This is a genomic window from Duganella sp. FT27W (assembly GCF_009295655.1).
Classification (GTDB): Bacteria; Pseudomonadota; Gammaproteobacteria; order Burkholderiales; family Burkholderiaceae_D; genus Rugamonas; species Rugamonas zoogloeoides.
The window spans coordinates 615322-637879 of the sequence record NZ_WHIV01000005.1 but is presented as its reverse complement, the minus strand read 5'-3'; the positions used below and the strand labels follow the sequence as shown (position 1 = coordinate 637879).

22 protein-coding genes and 1 other RNA gene are annotated in these 22558 nt (G+C 59.4%); 9 read left to right on the top strand and 14 right to left on the bottom strand.

All coding sequences use genetic code 11. The features are described 5' to 3' along the window. The first annotated feature begins 2 nt into the window (after window positions 1-2). A complete protein-coding gene (locus tag F8197_RS24765) occupies window positions 3-1547 on the top strand; it encodes an IS66 family transposase (RefSeq protein WP_152884328.1) in 1545 nt (514 codons plus the stop codon). Window positions 1548-1995: 448 nt separating this feature from the next. Here the strand turns inward: F8197_RS24765 and F8197_RS24760 are convergent, their stop codons facing one another. From F8197_RS24760 to F8197_RS24740, 5 genes are all read right to left on the bottom strand, one after another. After that, on the bottom strand, window positions 1996-2517 hold the full coding sequence (locus F8197_RS24760; RefSeq protein WP_193333559.1) for a YrhB domain-containing protein: 522 nt from the start codon (window positions 2515-2517) through the stop codon (window positions 1996-1998). A gap of 79 nt (window positions 2518-2596) precedes the next feature. After that, window positions 2597-3211, bottom strand: coding sequence for a DUF3885 domain-containing protein (locus tag F8197_RS24755; RefSeq protein WP_152884324.1), 615 nt, complete (start codon window positions 3209-3211; stop codon window positions 2597-2599). Between the two features lie 653 nt (window positions 3212-3864). Then, complete coding sequence (locus F8197_RS24750) at window positions 3865-4896, bottom strand: IS110 family transposase (protein ID WP_152884322.1); 1032 nt, start codon at window positions 4894-4896, stop codon at window positions 3865-3867. 243 nt (window positions 4897-5139) lie between these two features. Continuing rightward, window positions 5140-5781 (bottom strand): hypothetical protein, encoded by a 642-nt coding sequence (locus F8197_RS24745; protein WP_152884320.1) that lies wholly within the window; start codon window positions 5779-5781, stop codon window positions 5140-5142. A 237-nt stretch (window positions 5782-6018) separates the two neighbouring features. Then, the gene (locus F8197_RS24740) at window positions 6019-6459 is read right to left on the bottom strand and encodes a hypothetical protein (RefSeq protein WP_152884318.1); all 441 of its coding nucleotides are present in this window, start codon (window positions 6457-6459) and stop codon (window positions 6019-6021) included. Between the two features lie 316 nt (window positions 6460-6775). Here F8197_RS24740 and F8197_RS29215 point away from each other — a divergent pair, with 316 nt between their 5' ends. After that, window positions 6776-6898, top strand: a complete 123-nt coding sequence (locus tag F8197_RS29215) for a hypothetical protein (protein ID WP_255473015.1) — start codon at window positions 6776-6778, stop codon at window positions 6896-6898. 1009 nt (window positions 6899-7907) lie between these two features. Continuing rightward, entirely contained in the window at window positions 7908-8264 is a 357-nt protein-coding gene (locus tag F8197_RS29005; RefSeq protein WP_227012394.1) for an AlpA family transcriptional regulator, read from the top strand. Window positions 8265-8318: 54 nt separating this feature from the next. Here F8197_RS29005 and F8197_RS24730 read toward each other — a convergent pair whose 3' ends face one another. Together F8197_RS24730 and ssrA are read right to left on the bottom strand one after the other, a co-directional pair. Then, entirely contained in the window at window positions 8319-9524 is a 1206-nt protein-coding gene (locus tag F8197_RS24730) for an integrase arm-type DNA-binding domain-containing protein (protein WP_152884316.1), read from the bottom strand. A 307-nt stretch (window positions 9525-9831) separates the two neighbouring features. Next, window positions 9832-10192, bottom strand: a transfer-messenger RNA (tmRNA) gene (gene ssrA, locus F8197_RS24725). Between the two features lie 372 nt (window positions 10193-10564). Between ssrA and F8197_RS24720 the strand changes: the two genes are divergently transcribed. The 3 genes from F8197_RS24720 to F8197_RS24710 are packed head-to-tail and all read left to right on the top strand — an operon-like array spanning window position 10565 to window position 11898. Continuing rightward, a complete protein-coding gene (locus F8197_RS24720) occupies window positions 10565-11212 on the top strand; it encodes a TetR/AcrR family transcriptional regulator (RefSeq protein ID WP_227012393.1) in 648 nt (215 codons plus the stop codon). A gap of 50 nt (window positions 11213-11262) precedes the next feature. After that, complete coding sequence (locus F8197_RS24715; RefSeq protein WP_152884314.1) at window positions 11263-11562, top strand: antibiotic biosynthesis monooxygenase; 300 nt, start codon at window positions 11263-11265, stop codon at window positions 11560-11562. Window positions 11563-11595: 33 nt separating this feature from the next. Then, the gene (locus F8197_RS24710; protein ID WP_019921752.1) at window positions 11596-11898 is read left to right on the top strand and encodes a hypothetical protein; all 303 of its coding nucleotides are present in this window, start codon (window positions 11596-11598) and stop codon (window positions 11896-11898) included. Between the two features lie 70 nt (window positions 11899-11968). On the opposite strand, the gene pncB is transcribed toward F8197_RS24710, so the two are convergent. The 4 genes from pncB to F8197_RS24690 all read right to left on the bottom strand — a co-directional run bounded on the left by pncB (window position 11969) and on the right by F8197_RS24690 (window position 15738). Then, window positions 11969-13171 carry a nicotinate phosphoribosyltransferase gene (pncB, locus tag F8197_RS24705; RefSeq protein ID WP_056137262.1) on the bottom strand — a complete coding sequence of 401 codons (1203 nt, stop codon included), beginning with the start codon at window positions 13169-13171 and terminating at the stop codon, window positions 11969-11971. Between the two features lie 64 nt (window positions 13172-13235). After that, window positions 13236-14003, bottom strand: coding sequence for a hypothetical protein (locus F8197_RS24700; protein WP_152884312.1), 768 nt, complete (start codon window positions 14001-14003; stop codon window positions 13236-13238). 6 nt (window positions 14004-14009) lie between these two features. Continuing rightward, window positions 14010-14870 carry a cysteine hydrolase gene (locus F8197_RS24695; RefSeq protein WP_152884310.1) on the bottom strand — a complete coding sequence of 287 codons (861 nt, stop codon included), beginning with the start codon at window positions 14868-14870 and terminating at the stop codon, window positions 14010-14012. A gap of 256 nt (window positions 14871-15126) precedes the next feature. After that, window positions 15127-15738, bottom strand: a complete 612-nt coding sequence (locus tag F8197_RS24690) for an FMN-dependent NADH-azoreductase (RefSeq protein ID WP_152884308.1) — start codon at window positions 15736-15738, stop codon at window positions 15127-15129. A 114-nt stretch (window positions 15739-15852) separates the two neighbouring features. On the opposite strand from F8197_RS24690, the gene F8197_RS24685 reads away from it, so the two are divergent. Next, window positions 15853-16926 (top strand): LysR family transcriptional regulator, encoded by a 1074-nt coding sequence (locus F8197_RS24685; RefSeq protein WP_152884306.1) that lies wholly within the window; start codon window positions 15853-15855, stop codon window positions 16924-16926. Here the strand turns inward: F8197_RS24685 and F8197_RS24680 are convergent. Next, window positions 16904-17221, bottom strand: a complete 318-nt coding sequence (locus F8197_RS24680) for a chaperone modulator CbpM (RefSeq protein ID WP_227012392.1) — start codon at window positions 17219-17221, stop codon at window positions 16904-16906. The genes F8197_RS24685 and F8197_RS24680 overlap by 23 nt on opposite strands. Window positions 17222-17223: 2 nt before the next feature. Beyond that, complete coding sequence (locus tag F8197_RS24675; RefSeq protein WP_373996970.1) at window positions 17224-18162, bottom strand: DnaJ C-terminal domain-containing protein; 939 nt, start codon at window positions 18160-18162, stop codon at window positions 17224-17226. Window positions 18163-18311: 149 nt separating this feature from the next. Between F8197_RS24675 and F8197_RS24670 the strand changes: the two genes are divergently transcribed. Continuing rightward, complete coding sequence (locus F8197_RS24670) at window positions 18312-19703, top strand: MATE family efflux transporter (RefSeq protein ID WP_152884302.1); 1392 nt, start codon at window positions 18312-18314, stop codon at window positions 19701-19703. A 139-nt stretch (window positions 19704-19842) separates the two neighbouring features. Further along, window positions 19843-22068 (top strand): S9 family peptidase, encoded by a 2226-nt coding sequence (locus F8197_RS24665; RefSeq protein WP_193333558.1) that lies wholly within the window; start codon window positions 19843-19845, stop codon window positions 22066-22068. A gap of 73 nt (window positions 22069-22141) precedes the next feature. On the opposite strand, the gene F8197_RS24660 is transcribed toward F8197_RS24665, so the two are convergent. After that, a complete protein-coding gene (locus F8197_RS24660) occupies window positions 22142-22333 on the bottom strand; it encodes a CsbD family protein (protein ID WP_019921742.1) in 192 nt (63 codons plus the stop codon). Window positions 22334-22558: the final 225 nt, after the last annotated feature.

The window sequence follows — 22558 nt, the reverse complement described above, 5'->3', positions numbered from 1 at the left end:
CCATGCTCAACCTCGCCGACCTGCCCAACGATATCGATGCCCTGAAAGCATTGCTGCTCGCACAGCAGCAAGTCGTTGCCGGCTTGACGGAGCAGCTCAACACGCGCGCCGTCGAGATCGAGCATCTCAAGCTGCAGATCGCCAAATTGCGGCGCATGCAGTTCGGCCGCAAGTCGGAAAAGCTCGACCACCAGATCGAGCAACTGGAATTGCAGCTGGAAGACCTGCAGGCTGACGAGGGCGAAGCGGCGCGCGAGATGCCGGCGGCCGATCAGGCGCCGCGCAAGAAATCGGTGCGCCGTCCCTTGCCAGAACACTTGCCGCGAGACGAAAAAATGTACCCGCCGCCAAGCGAAGCTTGCCCTGCCTGCGGCGCAGGCTTGCATCCCTTGGGCGAGGACGTTGCCGAACAACTCGAATGGATACCAGGCAGCTTCCGCGTGATCCGCCATGTGCGTCCAAAACTGGCCTGCAAGTGTTGCGACACCATCGTGCAGGCACCGGCACCAAGCCGGCCGATTGCACGCGGCATCGCCGGGCCGGGCTTGCTGGCGCATGTGCTGGTGGCCAAGTTTGCCGACCACATCCCTCTGTACCGGCAGTCGGTGATCTATGCCCGCGAAGGGGTTGAACTGGAACGAGCGCTGCTGGCAAACTGGGTTGGTGCCGCCAGCGCCTTGTTGCGCCCGCTGGTGGACGCGATCCGGCGCCATGTGCTCGCTGGCACCAAGCTGCACGCCGACGATACCCCCATTCCAGTGCTGGCGCCGGGCAATGGCAAGACCAAAACAGCACGGCTGTGGACGTACGTGCGCGACGATAGCGCCGCCGGCGACACCACGCCAGCAGCGGTCTGGTTCGCCTACACGCCGGACCGCAAAGGGATCCATCCGCAAACTCACCTGGCCAACTTCAAGGGCGTGCTGCAGGCCGATGCGTATGCCGGTTTCAATGCACTCTACGTCGATGGCACCATCCAGGAAGCGGCGTGCTGGGCGCATGCGCGCCGCAAGTTCCACGATCTGCATGCCGTCAGACCATCGGCCATTACGACCGAGGCCCTGCGCCGGATCGCCGAGCTGTATGTGATCGAGGCCGAGCTACGCGGCAAACCGCCGCATGAACGACAGCAGGTGCGCGAGCAACGATCACGACCATTGCTCGACGACTTCGGCAGCTGGCTACGTGCCACGCTTGAAAAGCTGTCGCGCAAGTCGGACACGGCGGCGGCGATCCAGTACGCACTCAACCTGTGGCCGGCGCTGCTGCGCTACTGCGACAACGGCATCATCGAGATCGACAACTCGGCCGCCGAGCGCGCGCTGCGTGGCGTCGCCATCGGCCGGCGCAACTACCTGTTCGCTGGTGCCGACAGCGGTGGCGAGCGCGCTGCCGCCGTCTACTCGCTGATCGGCACGGCCAAGCTCAACGGTGTCGCCCCCGAGGCCTGGCTGCGCCATCTGCTGGCCAATATCGCCGATCATCCGGTCAACCGGGTCGATGACTTCCTGCCTTGGAACTGCGCCGCGCAGCTCCCTTCGGCTTAAACAACACGCCGCTTCCCAGCGGTGTGATGCCATCATCTTCTAATTCATTACCGGGATCAAGGCGGCGCTGGCTTGACGCTTACCTTGAAACGAATAAGTGGTGGAGACGGCGTCAATTGAACTCATCTTACAGATTCCTTTAGAATCAATGAGTTAAGCCATTTTCCCGGGTGCGTGTTTTTCAAGTTACCCTGAAAAATACCCAGAAGATGCGGAAGTGATTATTAGCATTCAAAACGCCACCGTCTAGCATTGCACGCACACCACGTTTTAGCATTCAGAGTCTTGCAAACAGAATTAATACTGGACTCTGGCTTTATTTTTTTAATGTGCGGAATTTCTGTTGCGACCGGCCGCTTCCGCCCCAAAGCCGCCGTTCGATAAAGTTGAAACGGAGTTGTAGTTTGACGCTCAGCGAAATTTTGCAAGCTCTCGCGATAATTGCGCATTAGCACTGATTGCTCCACAATTGTACTGAATCGAAACCGCTCTCTTTAAGCGCCACGACTGCTTGTTCGGCGTATTCGACTGTCAGTGCAGTGAAATAGGATGCTCCATTTTCTTGCACGTTGTCTATCACCGTTTTTGCTTGTGAGAGACCCATTTCAGATTTCTCTTTTACCGACTGAATAGCGCGTACTCTATTGGCCCCAGGATTTAATGAGAAAATCTTCACCTTTTCGGTTAGCTGTCCCAGTGGATCGCTACAGGCTTCAAATGCTTTAACGTAATGGCATACTGGAAATGCTGAGCCTGTTTCGAAAACTCTGCCATCTTCACGGTTCACAAAAACCGGACCATTCCCTCCAAGCATGGCGCGAACATCACCAGTGTCGATAAATTTTTTACTCTGATAGAAAAATACGAAACATCGTGAATATTCGCGCGTTGCACCTTCAACAATGACACAATCAGAGTTCAACGCCAATACGCTGTTCTCAAATATTTCTCTCGCTTGATTTAGATTCACGGTACCTCGCTGCTCATCAATAATCCTCAATCAGAAGTTTTTTCAGCCGAAGGTCCGGTCATGGAAGAACACGGCCCCACTACGAGGCCGCAAATGTTTGTCGCATAGCCTCGATATCGTAATTTAATAACAAGTCGCCGTACCGATTATAAAGTGCTGATAGTGCAGACTTGTCTTTTCCTATGACGTCCATTCCCCTATCGTCATACGGATGAACGACCAAGCTCTTGTTTAGATTGAGCAGATAGACTCGGCAACGCGGTTTGGGACGTATTGAACCTAAGTCAGTAGTAATGGCGCACCAAATCAGATTTTGTAGTTTGCTTACTGGAACCTCAAAGGCGCAGCATAACAAACGCAAATCTTCACCATCCTCTTCATCTTGGCCCTCCGCGTCAAACCAAACCTCTCTAACCTTGGGAATCGGAATTCCTGCAACCTTAAGCTCGCTAAGCATCGTTCGCAAAGCGAAACGGGATGCGGGAAGCCACGCTTCTAGGTGAACAAGTATTTGTTCTTCGCCAGAAAAAATATCATCGCAAACGATAGCAGCTTTACATAGCGCAGATAGTGCTTGGTCTAGTGGACTCCCACCCTCTGACAATTCGAAACGTAAGCCTCCTGGGAAATTGTAGAACAAAGCATGTCTGTATATACCGCCAGCAATCCCCTGAATTTTTGTTTTAAAGTTCATGTTTTTTCAATCGCCCACTATCGCCGAAATATGCAAGTTTGCTCCGACCGCTTTTGGCCGATTGTCGTCAATCGACTTCCGGCCGGAATGTCCAATGTTTCGCTTCAATCCTAAGCGTGTCGCCAGATTGGAGCTCTATTTCAAATTTCCCAGTCATTTGCTCCGAAGAACTATTGATGGAGGACGACGGTCCCCAACTCTCACGTCTTGGAAGTTCGATGCTGGTAAATCCTTCAAATACGAGCATATGAGGCGCCAAGCCAACTGGCAGTAAGCGAATATCGCATCGGGCAGCCGCCCAGCTAACGGAGATGGCAGAAAGCGTAGCGTCGTGTATTGATAAGGTACTAAAAGACATCGCCGTTTCCCAAAAATTTCAAATGTCCGTATATGGACTCCTCCTCGTTTGCAAACATTCCGTCTTTGGCTTTTAGGTACGACTGCTCACGTATATTCGGTCTCTAACTGCTTTGCCCGTCGTCGGGCAAGGACCATAATGGGCTATTCGCGCGCCGGCTCCCTATCGCTTCTACGGGCTTAAAGGCCACAGACATTCTCGGGTTCTGCCAGCGCCGGTTCGACCTGTTGGCCATCATCGGCATGTTTCGCAATCGTGGTTGGATACTCCTTTTTACGTACTAACTGCTTACTGCTTAGGCCGCGACCAGGCCAGGCTGGTAGTCGATGCCCTTGGTTATCATCGCCCACGCGATACGCGCCGTCTTGTTGGCCAGCGCGACCGCCGCGATGTTGTGATGCCGCGTCTCAGCGATGTGCGTCACCCAGCGACTCATCCGATCATTCTTGCTCGCCGCTGTTCGTAACACTGAACGGGCCCCGTGAATCAACAACGTCCGCAACTGAGCGTCGCCGCGTTTCGTAATGCCCAGCAATCGCTCCTTGCCGCCTGAGCTGTTTTGTCGTGGCGTCAGTCCCAGCGACGCTGCCATCTGCCTGCCACTGCTGAACTGCTTCGCGTCGCCGACATTGGCCACAATCGCGGTAGCGATGATCGGGCCGACGCCGCGCAGTTGCTGCAACCGGGTGGCGACCGGATCGGTCGATGCCGCGATTTCTATTTCCTGATCCAGTTCCTTTACTCGCAGTTCCAGGTTCAGCAGATCGAGCCACAAACCGCGCAGCAAGCGTCGGAAACGTTGTGTCAATCCGTTCTCCAGATCTTCCAGCCATAGCGGAATGGCTGCTCGCAGTTGAATCATTTCCCTTGGCGCTACCAAACCATACTCACTGCACAGCCCACGGATCTGGTTGCCCTTGGCGGAGCGCTGACTCACCAGCTCCGCTCTGATCCGGTGTATCGCCTGCAGATCCTGCTGTTCGACCGATTTGACCGCCACGAATCGCATACTCGGTCGGCTCATTGCCTCGCAAATCGCCTCGGCATCATTGGCGTCGCTCTTGTTGCTCTTCACGTACGGCTTGACGAACTGCGGCGCGATGAGCTTTACCGTGAAGCCGCGTTGCTGCAATTGCCGGGCCCAATGATGCGCGCCGCCGCAAGCTTCCATACCAATCTCGCAGCCAGGTTCTATTTTCTCCAGCAATGCCGGCAGCCATTCTGCACGACTTAGCTTCTTGCGCCATACAACCTTTTCGCTACGATCAACCCGGTGCACTTGAAAGACACTCTTGGCGAGATCAACGCCGACGCGGATCATCTTCATGGTGGACTCCTTCTTTCAACTGGTTGTGTCGAAACTCCAGTTTAGGCGCTCAGACGCCGACAGGTGAGGAGGAGTCCATCCCATTGCTTTTGGCCGTTCTCAGCCGGTCGTTCCAGCATAGCATGTTGCCGTTGCGAAAACATCATGATCTGCCCCGATGCGACGTTGTCGCCCCAAAGGGGACGGTCGCGCTTCGCAGTAATGATGCTCGATGCAATGCGGACAAGTTGTAGCTACATCCGACTATAGCGGCGAAATCTCTATCACGCTTGTCCTTGTGCGGTCAGATGCCCCAAGCTCATCCTGAAAAAGAAACACATAGAACGTTTTAGTTCTGGAGTCGTAAATAAGTTGTGAATGCAGTCGGCAGTTTTTTGGTTGAGTCACCGGCTTCATATCAAAGGTGATAAGCATTGCAATTGAGTGTTCCTTTTTTTCTTTTTCTCCCAACTCGATTGATTTGCCCAGTGTACGGTCAATAAAAGCAGTAAACGAAGACATGTCCAGCCTTTCATGCCCGTGAACGGATACTCCATTTACGGTTGTGCCGCCGAATTGAGAATCGAACAGCCGAAAAATATTTAGTGCAGCCTCCCTGGCACCAGAAAAATCGGTTCCTTCGTATTTGAACACTTGTATGAATTTGACCTTGTCGCCGTCAAATACAAACGACACGTTCTCCTTTTTCCCGTCAAGCGTTGCATCAAACGTTTCAAGACCGCCCGTAGCCTTCACTGGGACATATGGCCCATACTCCGATTGCGCAATTATCTGCGCTCGAGTCATACCGAGGTTCCAAGGCCCCAATTTGTATTCACTTACTGTTTGTGCGTGACACAAGCTTGATGCTATTAGTAAAAACGCGAAAGAGATGAGTTTTTGCATACTGGTCAACATACAATAGATTATTTAGAAACGAAGCTAGCAAAAATTGTTTTGAAAAAGTGCAATGTGGAATCGAACACGACGGTTACGTGAGGGGCGGCTACTGGCCGGACTCGGCCGGCGGCACCAACATATCATGTCGCCACGCGAACATCTTGGCTCTCCCCAATACGCCGTTGTCGCCTTTAGCGGAAGTGCCAGAACCTCTAACAGCATTTAGCCTGCGTTATGGACAAGCTATTTATTCCGTGATTGCCCCTCTTGCCGGCGTATGATTGAATGAATTTTTTCAGCGACGTCATCTTCTTGGAAGCCTTCGATTATGTGCGTGCCAGTATCCTGGCCGATACCTGTATCTTTTCGTTTTTTGAATATGATGTACTTCGCTGATACCATCATTCCAACGCCGCAATCTCCACGTCCCATACCAGTTGCAAGCGTTAGTTCTTTAGTTTGCGGCCCGCCTTTGAGGATCTTACTAACCTGGAAGCGCCCTTCTATCCAAGGCCATTTATGAAGGTCAGTTTTGGGCATAACTTTCGCTTCAAGAAGAGTTACGGTAAAAATCTGTTCCGCCTTTTCAACTTGCTGGTCGAGCGGGACTAAAGGGAAGCTACATGCCGATGCGTTTACAGCGTTCAGCGCAAGTGCCAGAAAGGAAAAAAAGGAATTCCTCATATTTTTTTTTGTTGATGTGAACGCACTAGGTCTGCTCCTGGCCGTAAGCCGCCTCTCGCTGCTTTTCACATTTTGAGTCCGCATAGTTCCAGCAGCCAGCATTGTCCGCGTATCTGTCAATTGCGATCTCACGCCACGTCGATGCCTAACAGCAGAAATGCCTAGCACCGCTCCGCTCAAGAGAATATAACGATTTCTATTCATACTGGGCGCCCCCAATTTGTCTGCTGATGCCTGCAAACAGCCACGATATCAGATTTTCCACGCGGAAAAATCACAGATTCTCACAAATGCTTCGAACGATCTTGGTGGGCGCATGCTGCGGATCGACGCGAATGTCCAGCGCGGCCGTACAAACATGCTGCTGGCCGAGCAACCAAGTTATGGGGGCAAATACGAATCGCTGGAAGGTTTCCAAAATGCCAGCCGATGGTCGTGACAATTCAGTCTTGGCCAAAACCTGCCCAAAGCGTGCTCAAACCGTGCTCAAATCGATCAGGCTACCGGACTCTTTCGTGAATTAATCGGTGCGAAGAGCCGGGCAGGATAGGTGATGTAGGCCTACACGCAAGCGTGTATTCCTCCATCACAACTCCTTATTCGCACTTCGTGCTCAACGGAATACTGCTCTGCTAGGCCAGGTGGCTACCGCCACCGATGCAATACCTTTCTCTTACGCCAAGAGGATGTGCTCGGGTAGCCACCGACCTGAAGTACATGTGTTCCCTGCTGGCGCGGGCAACCCGACGATGAACGCGGCCATCGCCGCGCCGAGCATTGCTCTGCAAGGGCGCACCATGTCGCGTGCGTCGTCGGCCAGGAACGTCTTTGCTAGCGGCGGAAATCCCGTAGTTGCCCCTGGGGGCAAGCAGGCATAGCCGGACTGTCGCCGACCATGGAGGTCACGCCATCACCGGTGTCCTCGGTGTAGCGCCGGTGCCTTGACCCCGTCCGCATCACCAACGGCCTTGGACCACTCAGCAGGGGTTCGGAGGGAGGGAACGTCCGAGCCTGTCGATGTCACCCCTGTTGCATTGCAAAAAAAGGAATCAAAAAAATCCGGTAATAATAAGAATAATATTATTCCTATGATTACTATTACCACGCGGAGCGATTGGCGCTGTAGAGTCAGCTCGCCGCACACAGACGATATGGTCGGCGGAGCGATCTTGGCGGTGCGCGTCACGGTCACCGACATGACCTCTCGTGTCAAGGATGGTCGGCGCCACATCGGCACCAAGCTCGGCGATAGGGGAAATTTAGCCGCTAAAAAAACTCGAGCAATCTTTCAGCGGCTAAAGCCCGGGACACCAGCGCCCTGCACGCTTTGATCTAATCGGCATTTGCTTCGCTTTTCGATAGGCACGCTGCGCAGGCAGGCTCATACTTCAAGCATTCGTTTCGACATACCGATCGCGCGGCAACCGCGCTCTGCTTGGGAGACAATGATGAGCAACCGAACTTTGCAATCCATAACGGCGCTGCGGCCGGGACTGGCGCCGCCGGTGGTCGAGGACAAGCAGGCAGCACCACGGCGCCCAGTTCTCATCGCAGCCAGGATTTCCGGCGTAGCAGCGCCTGCCGCAGAACGGCGAGCACTTACCCGCCAGGGCGGCTTACTGCTGGTGCGTATGCCCGAGGTAAAGGCAATCTGCGGTCTGTCGCGCAGCAGCATTTACCACCTGATCCAGCAAGGCCACTTTCCGGCGCCGGTCGCCATCGGCGGGCGGGCGCGGGCGTGGATAAAGCACGAGGTCGAAGGCTGGGTGGCGCAGCGGATACGCGCCAGTCGTCCGCAGGCGTAACTGCGCGATACAGGCGGTGCTATGGCTGATCTTGCTTTTCGAACTGTACGATGCTTACAGCCGAGCGCTTGGCGGGTCGTTGCCCGCTTTCAAACTGTCGAGGTAGTCGGACCATTGCTGCATCATCTTTCTGCGCTCGGGCAGGTGCGCAGTGCGGTTGTAGGCGCGTCCGTTGGGGTCTTTTACCGCGTGCGCCAGTTGATGCTCGATCAGGTCCGGTCGGGCGCCCAGCACTTCGTCAAGGATGGTGCGCGCCATGGCGCGGAAGCCGTGGCCGCTCATCTCGTCTTTCTCGATTCCCATCCGGCGCATCGCCGCCAGAATTGCGTTGTCGCTCATCGGGCGATCGTTTGTTCTGGCGCTGGGGAAAACATAGGTGCTTTCACCGGTCCGTGCATGCACCTCCCTCAGGATCGCCATCGCTTGCGTGGACAGCGGCACGACGTGCTGGGTTTTCGTCTTTGTCACAAGGAACCGCCACTCCGCCGCATCCAGGTCGATATCGGCCCACTTGGCCTTGCGTAGTTCACCGGGCCGCACGAACACGAGCGGCGCCAGGCGCAGTGCGCAGGAGACGATCATGGAGCCTTCGTAACGGTCGAACGTTTTGAGCAGCGCGCCGACCTTGGCCGGGTCGGTGACGGCGGAAAAATGTTCGCCTCTCACCGGTGCCAAAGCGCCGCGCAAATCGCCCGTAGGATCGCGCTGGACTCGTCCGGTGGCCACGGCATAGCGGAACACCTGTCCGCAATTGGCAAGCGCCCTTTGGGCCGTTTCAAGCGCGCCGCGGTGCTCGATGCGGCGGACGGCAGACAGCAGGTCGGGCGCGGTAATGTCCGACATCGACTTGCTCCCGATCCAGGGGAAGATGTCGCGCTCCAGGCGACTCAGGATCCGCCCACCATGGTTCTCGGCCCAGGTCGGCGAGAACTTGGCGTGCCATTCGCGCGCCACCACCTCAAAGCTGTCGGCCGCATGCTCCGGCTTGGCGGCTTTCTGCGCCTGGCGCTGCGCACTCGGATCAATCGCTTGCGCCACCAGCTTACGCGCCTGGTCACGCCTTTCCCTGGCGTCCTTCAATCCAATATCAGGGTAAGTCCCCAAGGACAATAATTTTTCTTTCCCATCAAAACGGTACCGGAAGCGCCACCACTTGCCGCCCTGCGGCGTCACCAGCAGATGAAGTCCGCGCTCATCGGGCAACTTGTAGGGCTTGGTTTCAGGCCTGGCGGTTTTGATTTTCGTCTCGGTAAGGGCCATGTCGTATCTCCGCGTGGGATAGCTTAGATACAGGCTTTAGACGAATAGTTCAGAGAGCGGCTTGATCGCTCTCATGCTCAGGCCGCGTGATTCCTGCCGGGATTGCTGCGGAACCGGAGCTTCAGGATGCGGGTAACTGGGGTGCGGGTAACTCAAAACGCGTACCCTCAGTTACCCGTAAATCGCCCCCAGTTACCCACTGGCTGCCACCGGACGCCTTTAAACCAAGCCGGACTGGCCCCCATAGAGAAAAACCCGCACGGGGCGGGTTTTTTAGGTCTTGCTGAGCCTGCTTGAAACGAATAAGTGGTGGAGACGGCGGGAATCGAACCCGCGTCCGCAAGCACTCCACAGACAGTTCTACATACTTAGCACTATCATTTAATTTAACCAGTACAACACGGACGTGCACGTTTTGGACTAGCGATTCACCTTAGATTTAGCGCTCTTTGAAGTGACCCCTCCGAGCGCGAGTCCCTGTAAATGACTCCACAGCTTTTAACGGCCCACCCCAGGGACGAGGTGTTGTGGAGCTAACAGCAATTAAGCTGCCAGTGCGTACGAGTTATCGTTTGCAGTTAAGTTTTTTCAGGTTGTATTTACGAGGTAGCCCGCCCTCGGTATGCCCTGCTCTGCTTTGCAACCCACGTCGAAACCAGGTCGTCCCCACAGACTTGTGATTCTACTCCACTTTGGCGACGAACGCACTCACGACACGTCCTCCACGTCAAACGCCCGTCACAATCGGCCGCTATGATGGCTTCAGTTCTCACATGGAACGACTCATTAGCGCCCCCACGGGACGCTTCTACCGGCGCCGGCGGTCGGGAAATATACCGGCACCATCTTCCAGCAGGATCAGGTTCACGGCCTGATTCAGCTCTGCAAGGATCAAGACTGCGCAGTTGGCTGTTGCAATGCAACACAAACCGATCAACTTCTATGACAAAAGTGTCAAATTCGCGCTGATTGTTGATTGATTGGTGATTGCCTGCATTAGAATCAACGGTGACGCGACTCTCTTGATCGATTTTCCATATATGCAACTCCCCGACGTCATCGACGCATCCCGCCCGAAAAAACGTGGCAGGCCACTCAAGGGAGCAGGCGGGGGATTGCGCACCGAACTGATCGAGAAATCGGCCGAGTTGTTCCGCACCAAGGGTTACGAGAACACCACCGTGCGCGATATCGCGGCGGCGGCTGGTGTGCAGGCGGGTAGCTGGTTTTATCACTTCAAGTCCAAGCAGGACATCCTGGCCGCCATCATGGAACACGGCCTGCAACAGGCGCTGGCCGAGGTCGAGCGGATCGGCAACCAGCCGCTGCCGCCGTGCCAGATCCTGTCGCAGCTGGTCGAGGCGCACCTGCACACCCTGCTCGCGCCCGATCATCACTATATTGCCGTGCTGCTGTACGAATGGCGTTCGCTCAATGAGCCGTCGCGTTCGCGGGTGGTGGCGCTCAAGGACCGCTATGAGGCGGTTTGGGATCGCGCCATCGGTGCGCTGCACAATTCCGGCGACTGGGTGGCGCCGTCCCAGTTCGACCGCTTGCTGATCTTCGGTGCGCTCAACTGGACTGTGCAATGGTACAAGCCCGATGCGGGCGCCGATGTACCGGAGCTGGCGCGCCAGGCGCTGCGCTTCATCCTGCGCACGCCTCCAGCACCCGACGCACAGACGTAAAAGCTTGGTTTGAGGCACAATGGGATCCTCTCCACCAGGGAAGGACATCCATGATTTACGAAGTCGCCGAGCTCTATATCAAGCCCGAATCGCACACCGCCTTCCAGGCCGGCGTGGCCGAGGCAGTGCCGCTGTTCCGCGGCGCCAAGGGTTGCCTGTCGATGCGCCTCGATCGCGATATCGAAACGCCCGATACGTACCACCTGGTCATCGGCTGGGAAACACTTGAGAACCACACGGTTGATTTTCGCGGCAGCACGGATTTCCAGGCCTGGCGTACGCTGGTGGGCGACCACTTTGCCCGTGCGCCCAAGGTGGAGCATTTCGCAACCGTGGTGGACGGCTTCTAAGCCCCATCACCCAACAACCATACGGAGGCCTTCATGACACGCACCATCCACCGCAACTTTACGGAAGTCACGGACGCCGAAAGCGCGCGCACCGCCTTGCTGTCCAAGGGTTTTCCACCGGCCAGCGTCACGCTCACCAGGCACAAGCCGCTGCCGCAGAACGGCGCCACCAGCACCGTCAGCCACCTGCTCGACAACCTGACCCCGGGCGGGCCGGATGCCGCCGAACACGCGCGCGAACGCTCCGGCGCCATGCTCACCATCGACATCTACGATGACGACCAGGTGGAACAGGCTGACGCCATTCTTTCCAGCTTCGGCGCCCGCGCAGCCTGAAAACCGTGCACGGCAGGGGATGCGGCGCAGCTTGCGGCCGCCTCCCTGCTGCGGCAGGTTCTCAGCCGAACTACACCGCAGGATGGTGAAACACCTGCCGCAAGTAAGCGAGGAAGGTCTCGTCCTTGCACACGGTCTTGCCCGGCGAGTCGGACAGCTTGGCCACCGATTGGCCATTGCAAGCGACGAGCTTCATGACGATATTGAGCGGCGCCAGGCCGACGTCGTTGGTCAGGTGCGTGCCGATGCCGAAGCCCGCCATGATGCGGTCGGCAAAGTGGCGATACAGCGAGATCGCCTTTTCCAGGTTCAAGCCGTCCGAAAACACCAGGCGCTTGGTCTTGGCGTCGATGCGCAGCGCGGCGTAGTGGGCCAGCGCCTTTTCGCCCCACACCACCGGGTCGCCGGAATCGTGGCGCAGCCCGTCGAACAGCTTGGCAAAGTACAGGTCGAAGTCGTCCAGGAACGCATCCATCCCCACCACGTCGGTCAGCGCGATCCCTAAATCGCCCCGGTATTCCTGCACCCACGCTTCGAGCGACGCCTTCTGAAAATCGCGCAGCCGCACGCCGAAGGCCTGGAACGATTGCATGTACTCGTGCGCCATGGTGCCGATCGGTACCAGGCCGAACTTCATCGCCTGATAAACGTTGGACGTGCCCTTGAAGTATTCGGGCACTTCGCGCGACAGGCGCTGCACCACCTCGTCGTGCCAAGCGCCGGAAAAGCGGCGGCGCACGCCGAAGTCGGAAAACTCGAACGGATTCAAACGCTGCGGCTCGGTCAAGCCGAATTCTTTTAATAATGCGATCTTGGCGCCCAGGCGCTGGCGGCCTTCGGCCAGCGCTGCCTGCTGGTCGAAGCGGCGGAAGTACAGCTCGTTGACGATGTACAGCACGTAAATCTCGAAGCCCATCACGTGCACTTGTGGACCGGCGGCGTGGATCACCAGCGTATTGGTGGCGGCGTCGGCGCGGACATCGATGAACTTGCGCTGGAAGCGGAACACGGTCAAGAAGTCGACGAAGTCGCTCTTGATGTAACGCAGCGCGCGCAGGTAGTCGAGTTCCTCGTCGCGGAAACTCATCGAACACAGGTGGTCGAGCTCGCGCTCGATTTCTTCGATCAGCTCGGTCAGCGGATAGGCGGTCTGGTTACGGCAGACAAACTCGTACTCGGTGTGGGCGTTGGGATGGCCGTGCAGCAGGGCCTGCCACATGGTGAATTTGTATAAATCTGTCTCCAGCAGGCTGCGGACGATGGGCTGCTTCATTGGGTCTCCAAATTGCTTATGTCCATGATCTTACGCGATCATGGGCGATAGCGTGATTCACCCGTCAGAGCCTGGCCTTGTACGCGGCCAGGGCAGCGAGCAAGTACCGCTGCACATCGCCTTGGCGCTTGAGACGGGCCAGCCCGGCAGCCAGTGGCGGCGCCAGCGCCGCGCGCGACGCGTTCAGATAGGCGTGGCCAGTGGTGGCCAGGACCACGCCAGCCTGCCGCATGGTGCTGGTGGCATGGCGCTGAGCGGGATTGAGAAAATACAGGTAATCGCCGACCGCCTCCTCCACGTCGAAGTACAGGTCGGTGCGGCCCAGCAGCAATTTCTTCACTCCCTGGGCGATGGTGGGTATGGCCGACACCTGCGTGGCCGGCAGCTCACGCAGCAGCATGCGCTCGAGTTCGACGATGCCGAGCCGGTACTCGCAGCGCACGCCGCCGGCGCGCAGCGCCTGCCAGGTGTCGAAGCGCAGGCCCGGGCGGGTAGCGTAGGCGGCAAAGCGCACGGCGTTATTGGGTTCCGGCACCCGCACCAGGGTCGGGTACAGCAACTGGTAATCGAAAGTTCTGCCCAGTTCGCCATCGACCTCGCCCAGCAGCACCAGGGCGGTTGCGCGCTTGGGCGGCACCTCGACAAAGGCAAAGCCCAGCCCCAGCTCCGTCGTGAGCTGGGTGTACACCCGGATCAGCCATTGGGTACGCGGATTGTCCAGCGGGCGCGAGAACACGAAGCGCAGCACATCCGGCGCCGCCGGGACCGCCGGCGCGACCGCTAAAGAAGCCGACGCAGCCGAGGCGGCCAGCAGCTGGCGCCGGGTGATCATCAGGGATCAGGCGTTGGCCAGCAACTCGGGCAGCACGTCGCCCGACTGCATCAGCCGCACGCCGCGCGCGGCTATCGCTTGCAGGAAGGCCTGGTACTGGGTGTCGAAGCCGTACACCGGGCTGATGCAGTCGGTGACCAGCACCAGCTTCGACGCCGCTGCGCCAAAATGGTCGGCAATGTGCTCGACCGTGGCTTTCACGCAGTGGCTGCCAGCCTCGCCTGCGACGTAAATGGTGTCGGCGGCGGCCAGGGTATCGACGAAGGCGGTGTTGAACTGGGTGGCGGGATCGTCGTCGTACGGTACTTCTGCCATCACGGCGGAATAGTGCTCGGTCCACGGATTGGCGCCCTTGGCCAGCTTGGCGACCAAGCCGAGCGCATGGTCTTCCCAGTTGTTGTAGGCAGCGCGCACGTCGTCGTGGACATTCTGGCCCCAGCTGCCGATTTCGCAATGCACGGGCCAGACCATCAGCTTGTAGCGCCCGGCCGCTTCCAGGCGATCAAGATAGTTCAGTGCGCGCTCCAGGTTGGCCGGATCGCACGGCAGGTACTGGCCGGCGCGCACCTGGGCGGCGATGATTTCGGTGAAGGGTGCAACCGCCCGGCCATCGCTGCCGGTCCAGAAGGTGGGATGGGCGATGTCGAAGCGGTGGTGCGAGTCGAGCGTGATGCTGATGGCGGAGATGCCGTCGCGGCCGTGGTTGATCAGCGTGGCCAGGCGCTGCATGTCGGCGTGGGCGCCGGGTACCGGCAGCGCCGGTGCGCGTGCTGCGCCGGTAACGGGGTGGATCGGCAAGTAAGCGGGCGGCAGATCGCAAAAATCGTTTTGCGGGTCGATGATCAACAGGTGCAGGTGGCGTTTCATGCAGGGCTCCGTAACTGGTAACCTCTATGATAGCCCGGACCGGCGCCAAGCCGTGTAGCGCGCCGATGATGCGCGGGCCAGCGCGCTGCCGAAGCGCCAGGCAGCGGCAACAATGAAGCTCGGTCGAGCGCGAACCACGCAGCGCCGTCGAGCAGCAAAGACGACGTCCCGTCAGGCGAAAACGACGAAGCCCGGTCAACAGAAAACGACGAAGCCCCGTCCAGCGGGGCTTGCGTCGATAAAGCAGTGCTACAGATTAGCCGGCGATAGCGTCGATCTGGCTGCGGGCTTTGGCAGTCGCATCGGCCACTGCTGCTTCGCCCATGGCCACGCCTTCGGCCAGGATGAACGTCACGTCGGTCATGCCGAGGAAGCCCAGCGCGGCGCGCAGGTAGGTGGTGACGTGATCGTAACCGGCGGCAGGACCGGCGCTGTACACGCCGCCGCTGGCGACCACGACATACACTTTTTTACCGGTGACCAGCCCTTCCGGGCCGTTGGCGCCGTACTGGAACGTGCGGCCGGCGCGGGCCACGTGGTCGATCCAGGCTTTCAGGCTCGAGCCCACCGAGAAGTTGTACATCGGGGTGCCGATGACGATGGTGTCGGCAGCGAGCAGCTCATCGACCAAGGCGTCCGAGGTCTTGATGGCGTAGGCCTGGTCGGCATTGCGCTGCTCGGCCGGGGTGAAGAAGGCGCCGATCAGCGATTCGGTGAGGTGTGGCAGCGGGTTCTGGGCCACGTCGCGGCGCGCCACGGTGGCAGCTGGATTGGCGGCCTGCAACTTGGCAACGAGTTCGCCGCCCAGCTGGCGCGACAGGGAACCGGTTTGACGAGCGCTGCTATCGATATGAAGAATGGTTGCCATGATGGGCTCCTGGTAAGTGGTCAGTTGCATCCATCATAGAACGGGTTTAGTATCGAGGAAACACGCTAAATTTAAATGATATCTATCGATATTGTAGATATAAGGACTTGCACCATGCGCGACCCCGGCCTCCCCTCCCTCGACCAACTCCGCGTGTTCATTGCCGTCATCGACCACGGCGGCTTTGCCCACGCGGCCCGGGCGCTGCACCGCACCCAGTCGGTGATCAGCTACACCATCGCCAACCTGGAAGAACAACTGAATATCGAGCTGCTCGACCGCAGCAAGCGCAAGCCTGTGCTGACCGAGGCCGGCAAGGCGCTGCTGGCGGACGCCCGCGCCGTGTCGCTCAAGGTCGATGGCATGCGGGCGCGGGCCAAGGCGCTGTCGTCGGGGCTGGAAGCGGAAGTGTCGCTGGTGGTCGATGTGATGTTTTCGACCTGCAAACTGGTGCGCATCCTGCACGCCTTCCAGAAGGAGTTCCCCACCGTCTCAATGCGGCTGCGCACCGAGGCGTTGGGCGCGGTCACTCAACTGGTGATGGAAAACACCTGCAAGATCGGCGTCAGCGGCTGGATGCCGGGCACGCCGGACACCATCGAGCGCCAGAGCTGCGGTTATGTGACCATGGTGCCGGTCGCCTCGCCCGACCATCCGCTGGCGCAGATCAAGGGCAAGATCCCGAGCGCAGTGCTGCGCGAGCACACCCAGCTGGTGCTTACCGACCGCAGCACGTTGACCAAGGGACAGGACTTCGGCGTGATGGCGCTGCGCGACTGGCGCCTGGGCGACCTCAGCTCCAAGCATGCGCTGCTGCGCAGCGGCATCGGCTGGGGCAATATGCCAGTGGAGTTCGTGCAATGGGACCTGGACGCGGGTCGCCTGGTGCAGCTCGACGTCAGCGAGGGCAGCTCGTTCAGCTTCCCGCTGTACGTGATACGCCGGGGCGACGAAGAGCCGGGCCCGGCCACGCGGTGGTTGATGCAGCAGTTCCTCGACCTCGAATATGCGGGCCACGATATCGACCTGGCAGCGCACGCGATGCCGCACCACGCGCAGGAGGCGCCACCGCATTTTTACCGGCTGGGCAGCGACGCGCAGCCAGGCGGACATGGCCCACGGCCGCCGATGGCGGACACGCCGCCCGGCATCGCTGCGCCTGCGCCTATCGCACTCCGGCAGCGCTGAGCTTCTGGCGCAGCCGCGAGATTTCTTCGGTCAGGTCTACCACCAGCGCCGCAACGTCGTCGTTGGCTTCGAAATCGCGCTCGATCTGCCACAGGCGCCGTGCGCGCACCAGGTCGGCGCTGGTGAAGCGCCACACTGCATGATCGTCGGGCGCCGTTTCGAGCAGCACGCCGGTGCGCACGCGTTGCACCACCCAGCCCGGCTCCACTGCGCACGCGTGCGCCAGTTCTTCCAGGGTCAGGGCCACTTCGTCAATCACCACCGCCGTGACGATGGTTTCATTGCTTGTTGCCATGTTCATCCTCCTGCGCGCGGATTGAACGCCATGTCGCGCGCCATCTGCTGATACAGTTCTTTCGCCTTATCGGTCGTGGCCGGCGGCAGCGCCACTTCGAGCAGCAGGTACAGGTCGCCTGCCTCCTTGCCCGGAATGCCGCGTCCGCGCAGGCGCAGCTTGCGGCCCGTTTGCGAGCCGGCCGGCACCGTCACATTGACCTTGCCCGATGGCGTGGTCACCTCGATCTCGCCACCGAGGGCCATTTCCCACGGCGCCACCGGCACGGTCTGATACACATCGCGGCCATCGATGCGATAGCGGGCATTGGCGCTGAACTGGATTTCCAGGTACAGGTCGCCCGGCCCCGCTTCGCCGTTCTGGCCCTGTCCGGTCAGGCGCAATTGCTGGCCGGCCGTCACGCCTTTCGGAATATTGACGCTGAGCGTGCGCTCGCGCGTGTGGATTCGGTCGTGCTCGTCGCGTTCGGCCACCATCAGGCTGATCTTGCGGGTGGCGCCGGTGTAGGAGTCGGTCAGGTCGATGGTGATGCTGGCGTGGGTGTCGTCGCCCTTTTGCGGCTGGTAGGCCTGGCGCCGGCGTCCGCCACCGTTACCGAAGTTGGCGAACAGGTCCGAGAAAAAGTCGTTGGGATCGGCGCCGCCGCCGAAGCCCCCTGCCCCCGGACGCCCGCCGCCACCGCCCCAGCCCGGCGGCGGACGAAACTCCTGACCGGCACGGAATTGCTGGCCGCGCCCGAGGTCGTCATAGGCCGCGCGCTTTTCGGCGTCGCCGAGCACGCCGTAGGCTTCGTTGAGTTCCTGGGTTTTCTTTTGCGCATCCGCTTCCTTGCTGACGTCCGGGTGGTACTTGCGGACCAGCTTGCGGTAAGCCTTCTTGATCTCGTCCTCGGAGGCCGTCTTGGCCACGCCGAGGGTCTGGTAATAATCCTTGTATTCCACCTTGTTGCTCCTGTATGGGCTGTCCACCGTCCTGTCAAAACAGTCTAGCGCAGATTAAAGCTTTAATGAGTTCGTGATCCAAATGATAATCCGCAAGTTGGTGTGTCTCACAGTAAAATCAAGGGTTTCTCCCATCAGGTCAGGTTTTCATGCCGCACACGTTCACCGTTCGTAATATTCGCGCCGAAGTTTCCTCGCTGTGGCAGCTGGCCTGGCCCATGCTGATCGGCCAACTGGCGACGGTGGGCATGGGCGTGGCGGACGTGGCCATGACGGGCCACACCAGCGCCGACGAGCTGGCGGCCGTCTCCCTGGGGGCGTCGATCTGGTCGATCATCCTGGTCACCGTGAGCGGCACCATGATGGCGATTAACAGCATCGTCGCGCACGATATCGGCGCCGGCCAGCTGGCGCGGGTGCCGCACGCGGTGCGCCAGTCGTTGTGGAAGTCGCTGGGCGTGGGCGTGATCGCCATGGCGCTGGCCAACCTGGCCACGCTGCTGTTCGACCATTTGTACCTGACCCCGCACGTCCAGCACCAGGCCGAGCTGTTCGTCCACATCATCAGCCTGGGCCTGCCGCCGTTTGCGGCATACCGCGCGCTGTACGGCTACAGCACCAGCATCAACGAAACGCGGCCGGTGATGGTGATCGCCATCCTGGGCCTGTGCGTGAACGTGTTCGTCAACTGGCTGCTGGTGTTCGGCAACTGGGGCATGCCGCAGTTGGGCGGGGTTGGCTGCGCCGTGTCCACCGCGCTGTGCATGTGGCTGATGCTCGCTGCCATGCTGCTGTGGATACGCCGCGCGCCGGCCTACCGCGCCACCTATCCGTTCACCCACTGGGAAGGCCCGCACTGGCCCGAAATCGCTTCGATGCTGCGCCTGGGCGTGCCGATCGGCATCAGCTATTTTGCCGAGGTCAGCGCATTTGGCGCGGTGAGCCTGCTGGTGGCGCGCTATGGCGTGATACCGATTTCGGCGCACCAGATCGCGCTCAATTTTACGTCGCTGGTGTTCATGGTGCCGCTCAGCTTTGGCATCGCCCTGATCACGCGCGTGGGCCAGGCCATGGGCGAAGGCGAGCCGGCGCGGGCGCGGTTCATTTCGTGGGTGGGCGTGTGGATGTCGCTGGCGTTCGGTGTGGTGTCGGCGATTTTTATCGTGCTGTTCCGCTACCAGATCGCCCGGGCCTACACGTCGGACCCGGCGGTGCAGGACTTGTGCGCGCACCTGCTGCTGTTTGCAGCGCTGTTCCAGCTGTCCGATTCCACGCAGGTGGCGGCATCGTGCGCGATACGCGGCTACAAGGTTTCGCGCCAGCCGATGGTGATCCAGGTGACGGCGTTCTGGGGCTTCGCGCTGCCGATCGGCTGCTGGCTGGGGCTGGCGCCGCAATGGCTGCCGTTTGCGCCGGCGCAGCCGATGGCGGCGTCCGGTTTCTGGATCGGTCTGGTAGTGGGACTGACGGTGGCGGCAGTGCTGCTGAGCTGGGCCCTGCAACGGCTGTCGCTGGCGCGCCTGAAGGTGGCACAGGCCTGATCCCCACGCTGGTGCGGTTCGAAAAATCCGCACCAAACTATAAACGGTATTGACCGTTTTATTCAGAACACTGCTACCTCGCCACGATTGGTACAGTCTGGTATCGTCACGGATTGCCCAATTTCCGAGACATTCTTCAATGCGCTTTATTCTCGCACCAATCACGCTTTGCGCCATGCTGGCCGGCGGCCACGCCACCGCCGAGAAACTTACCCTGGACCGCATCCACTCCGATCCGTCGCTCAGCGGCCCCGGCGTGCGCAACCTGAAAGTGTCGCCCGATGGCGCCCGCGTCACCTTCCTCAAGGGCCGCGACGACAACCAGTTCCAGCTCGACCTGTGGGAATACAACCTGAAGAACAAATCGACGCACCGCCTGGTCGACTCGAAAACCCTGGTGCCGGAAGAAAACCTGTCCGACGCCGAAAAAGCGCGCCGCGAACGCGCCCGCACCGCAGCCCTCAAGGGCATCCTCAACTACAGCTGGTCGCCGGACGGCAAGCAGCTGCTGGTGCCGATCGCCGGCAACCTGTACCTGATTGACGCCGCCAAGCCCGACGCCGCCCGCCTGGTCGCCAAGGGCAATGTGCTCGATCCGAAAATCTCGCCGAAAGGCCGCTACCTGTCGTTCGTGCGCGACCAGAACCTGTTCGTGATCGACCTGAGCAATAACCAGGAGCGCCAGTTGACCACCGACGGCGCCGGCACCATCCACAACGGCGAAGCCGAGTTCGTGGCGCAGGAAGAAATGCACCAGACCACCGGCTACTACTGGGCGCCGGACGATTCCGCCATCGCCTTCAAGCGCTACGACGAAGCGCAAGTGCCGGTCGTGCGCCGCTTTGAAATTTACGCCGACCGCACCGACGTGATCGACCAGCGCTACCCTGCCGCCGGCGATCCGAACGCCACCGTGCAATTGAAAATCGTCTCGCCGAACGGCGGCGAAATCCGCAACGTCGATCTGGGCGCCGACCAGGACATCTACCTGGTGCGCGCCGACTGGAGCAGCGACAGCAAAGCCCTGCTGTTCCAGCGCCAGAGCCGCGACCAGAAAAAACTCGAACTGATCTCGGTCGATGCCGCCACGCTGGCACAGCGCACCCTGATCACCGAAACCTCGCAAACCTGGGTCAACATCTTCGAAGACCTGCGCTTTTTGGCCAAGGGTAAAGGTTTTGTGTGGTCGTCGGAACGCACCGGTCGCAAGCACCTGTACCTGTACGACATGAACGGCAAGCTGCTGCACCCGATTTCGAGCGGCGAATGGGGCGTCGAGCGGCTGCTGGCCGTCGATGAAAAAACCGGCCGCGTGTTCGTGCAATCGAACCGCGACGCCGTGATCGACAGCCAGACCTACGCGCTCAAGCTCGACGGCTCCACTGCCGACAAGCCTACCCGCATCACCCAGGGCGACGGCTGGCACGATTCCAACTTCGCCGGCAATGGCGAAGTGTTCGTCGATACCTATTCCGATCCGAACACGCCGCCGCAGGTCAGCATCCGCCGTCCCGACGGCACCATGATCAGCTGGCTCGAGCACAATGAACTGAACGCCAGCCACCCGTATGCGAAGTATCTCGACGCGCACCTGCGCCCCGAATACGGCACCATCAAGTCGAAAGACGGCCAGACCATGTACTACTCGATCACCAAGCCCTCTGGCTTCGATCCGGCCAAGAAATACCCGGTGTACCTGTCCACCTACGGCGGTCCCGGTGCGCAGCACGTTTCGCGCAAGTGGGGCAACCTGTTTGACCAGTACATGGCGCAGCAGGGCTTCGTGGTGTGGCGCCTCGACAACCGTGGTTCGAGCCGCCGCGAACGCGCCTTTACCGACCCGATCTACCTCGACATGGGCCGCGCGGAAGTGGAAGACCAGCTGACCGGCATCGAGTGGCTGAGCCAGCAGAGCTTCATCGATCCGAAACGCATCGGCGTATTCGGCTGGAGCTACGGCGGCTTCATGACCTTGCGCCTGCTGTCGCAGGGTTCGGACAAGATCGCCATGGGCGTATCGGTAGCGCCGGTCACCGACTGGTCGCTGTACGACACCCACTACACCGAGCGTTTCATGAGCACGCCAAAGCTGAACGTGGCAGGTTATAAATCGGGCAGCGTGTTCTCGCACGTCGATGGGTTGAAATCGAAACTGTTGCTGGTGCACGGCATGGCCGACGACAACGTGCTGTTCACCAACACCACGCGCATGATCGACGCGCTGGTGGCGCGCAACGTGCAGTTCGACCTGATGACCTACCCTGGCGCCAAGCATGGCATCTCGGGCAAGGTGCCGCAGCGTCACGTGTACGGCATGATCGAAGCGTTCTTCAAGAAGAACCTGATGCCGGAAGCAACGAAATAAAGCTGAATAAACCAGCTGAACGACAAAAGGGCCGCAAATGCGGCCCTTGTTTTACCTGCACCCTAAGCGATGCTTAGTTGCGGTTACCCTTGAGGGTGTCGTCGATGGCTTCCTTGGCGTCGCCAACATTTTTCTGCAGCTTGCCTTCGGCTTGCTTGTTCAGGCCCTTGGCCTGCTGTTCGGACGAACCGACCACTTTACCGGCGCCTTCCTGGATTTTGCCGCCGATTTCCTTCGCCTTACCTTTGACTTGATCTTCGTTCATGATGCACTCCTTGGGTCAATGTTGAAGCTACGGGACACACAACGCTGTGTGCATGGGTTCTACTGTAGTCCGGTCGCGGCTGAGCTTCTGTGCGGTCGCCCACCCAAATGTAAAACGGCGGGCAGCAGAAAAGATACGGTCGGGCATCAAAAGGCTTCTTTCCGATGACGAATCGCTATATAGTTAACCTATAGCAACGTGCCCACAACCAGGAACAACCAGGAG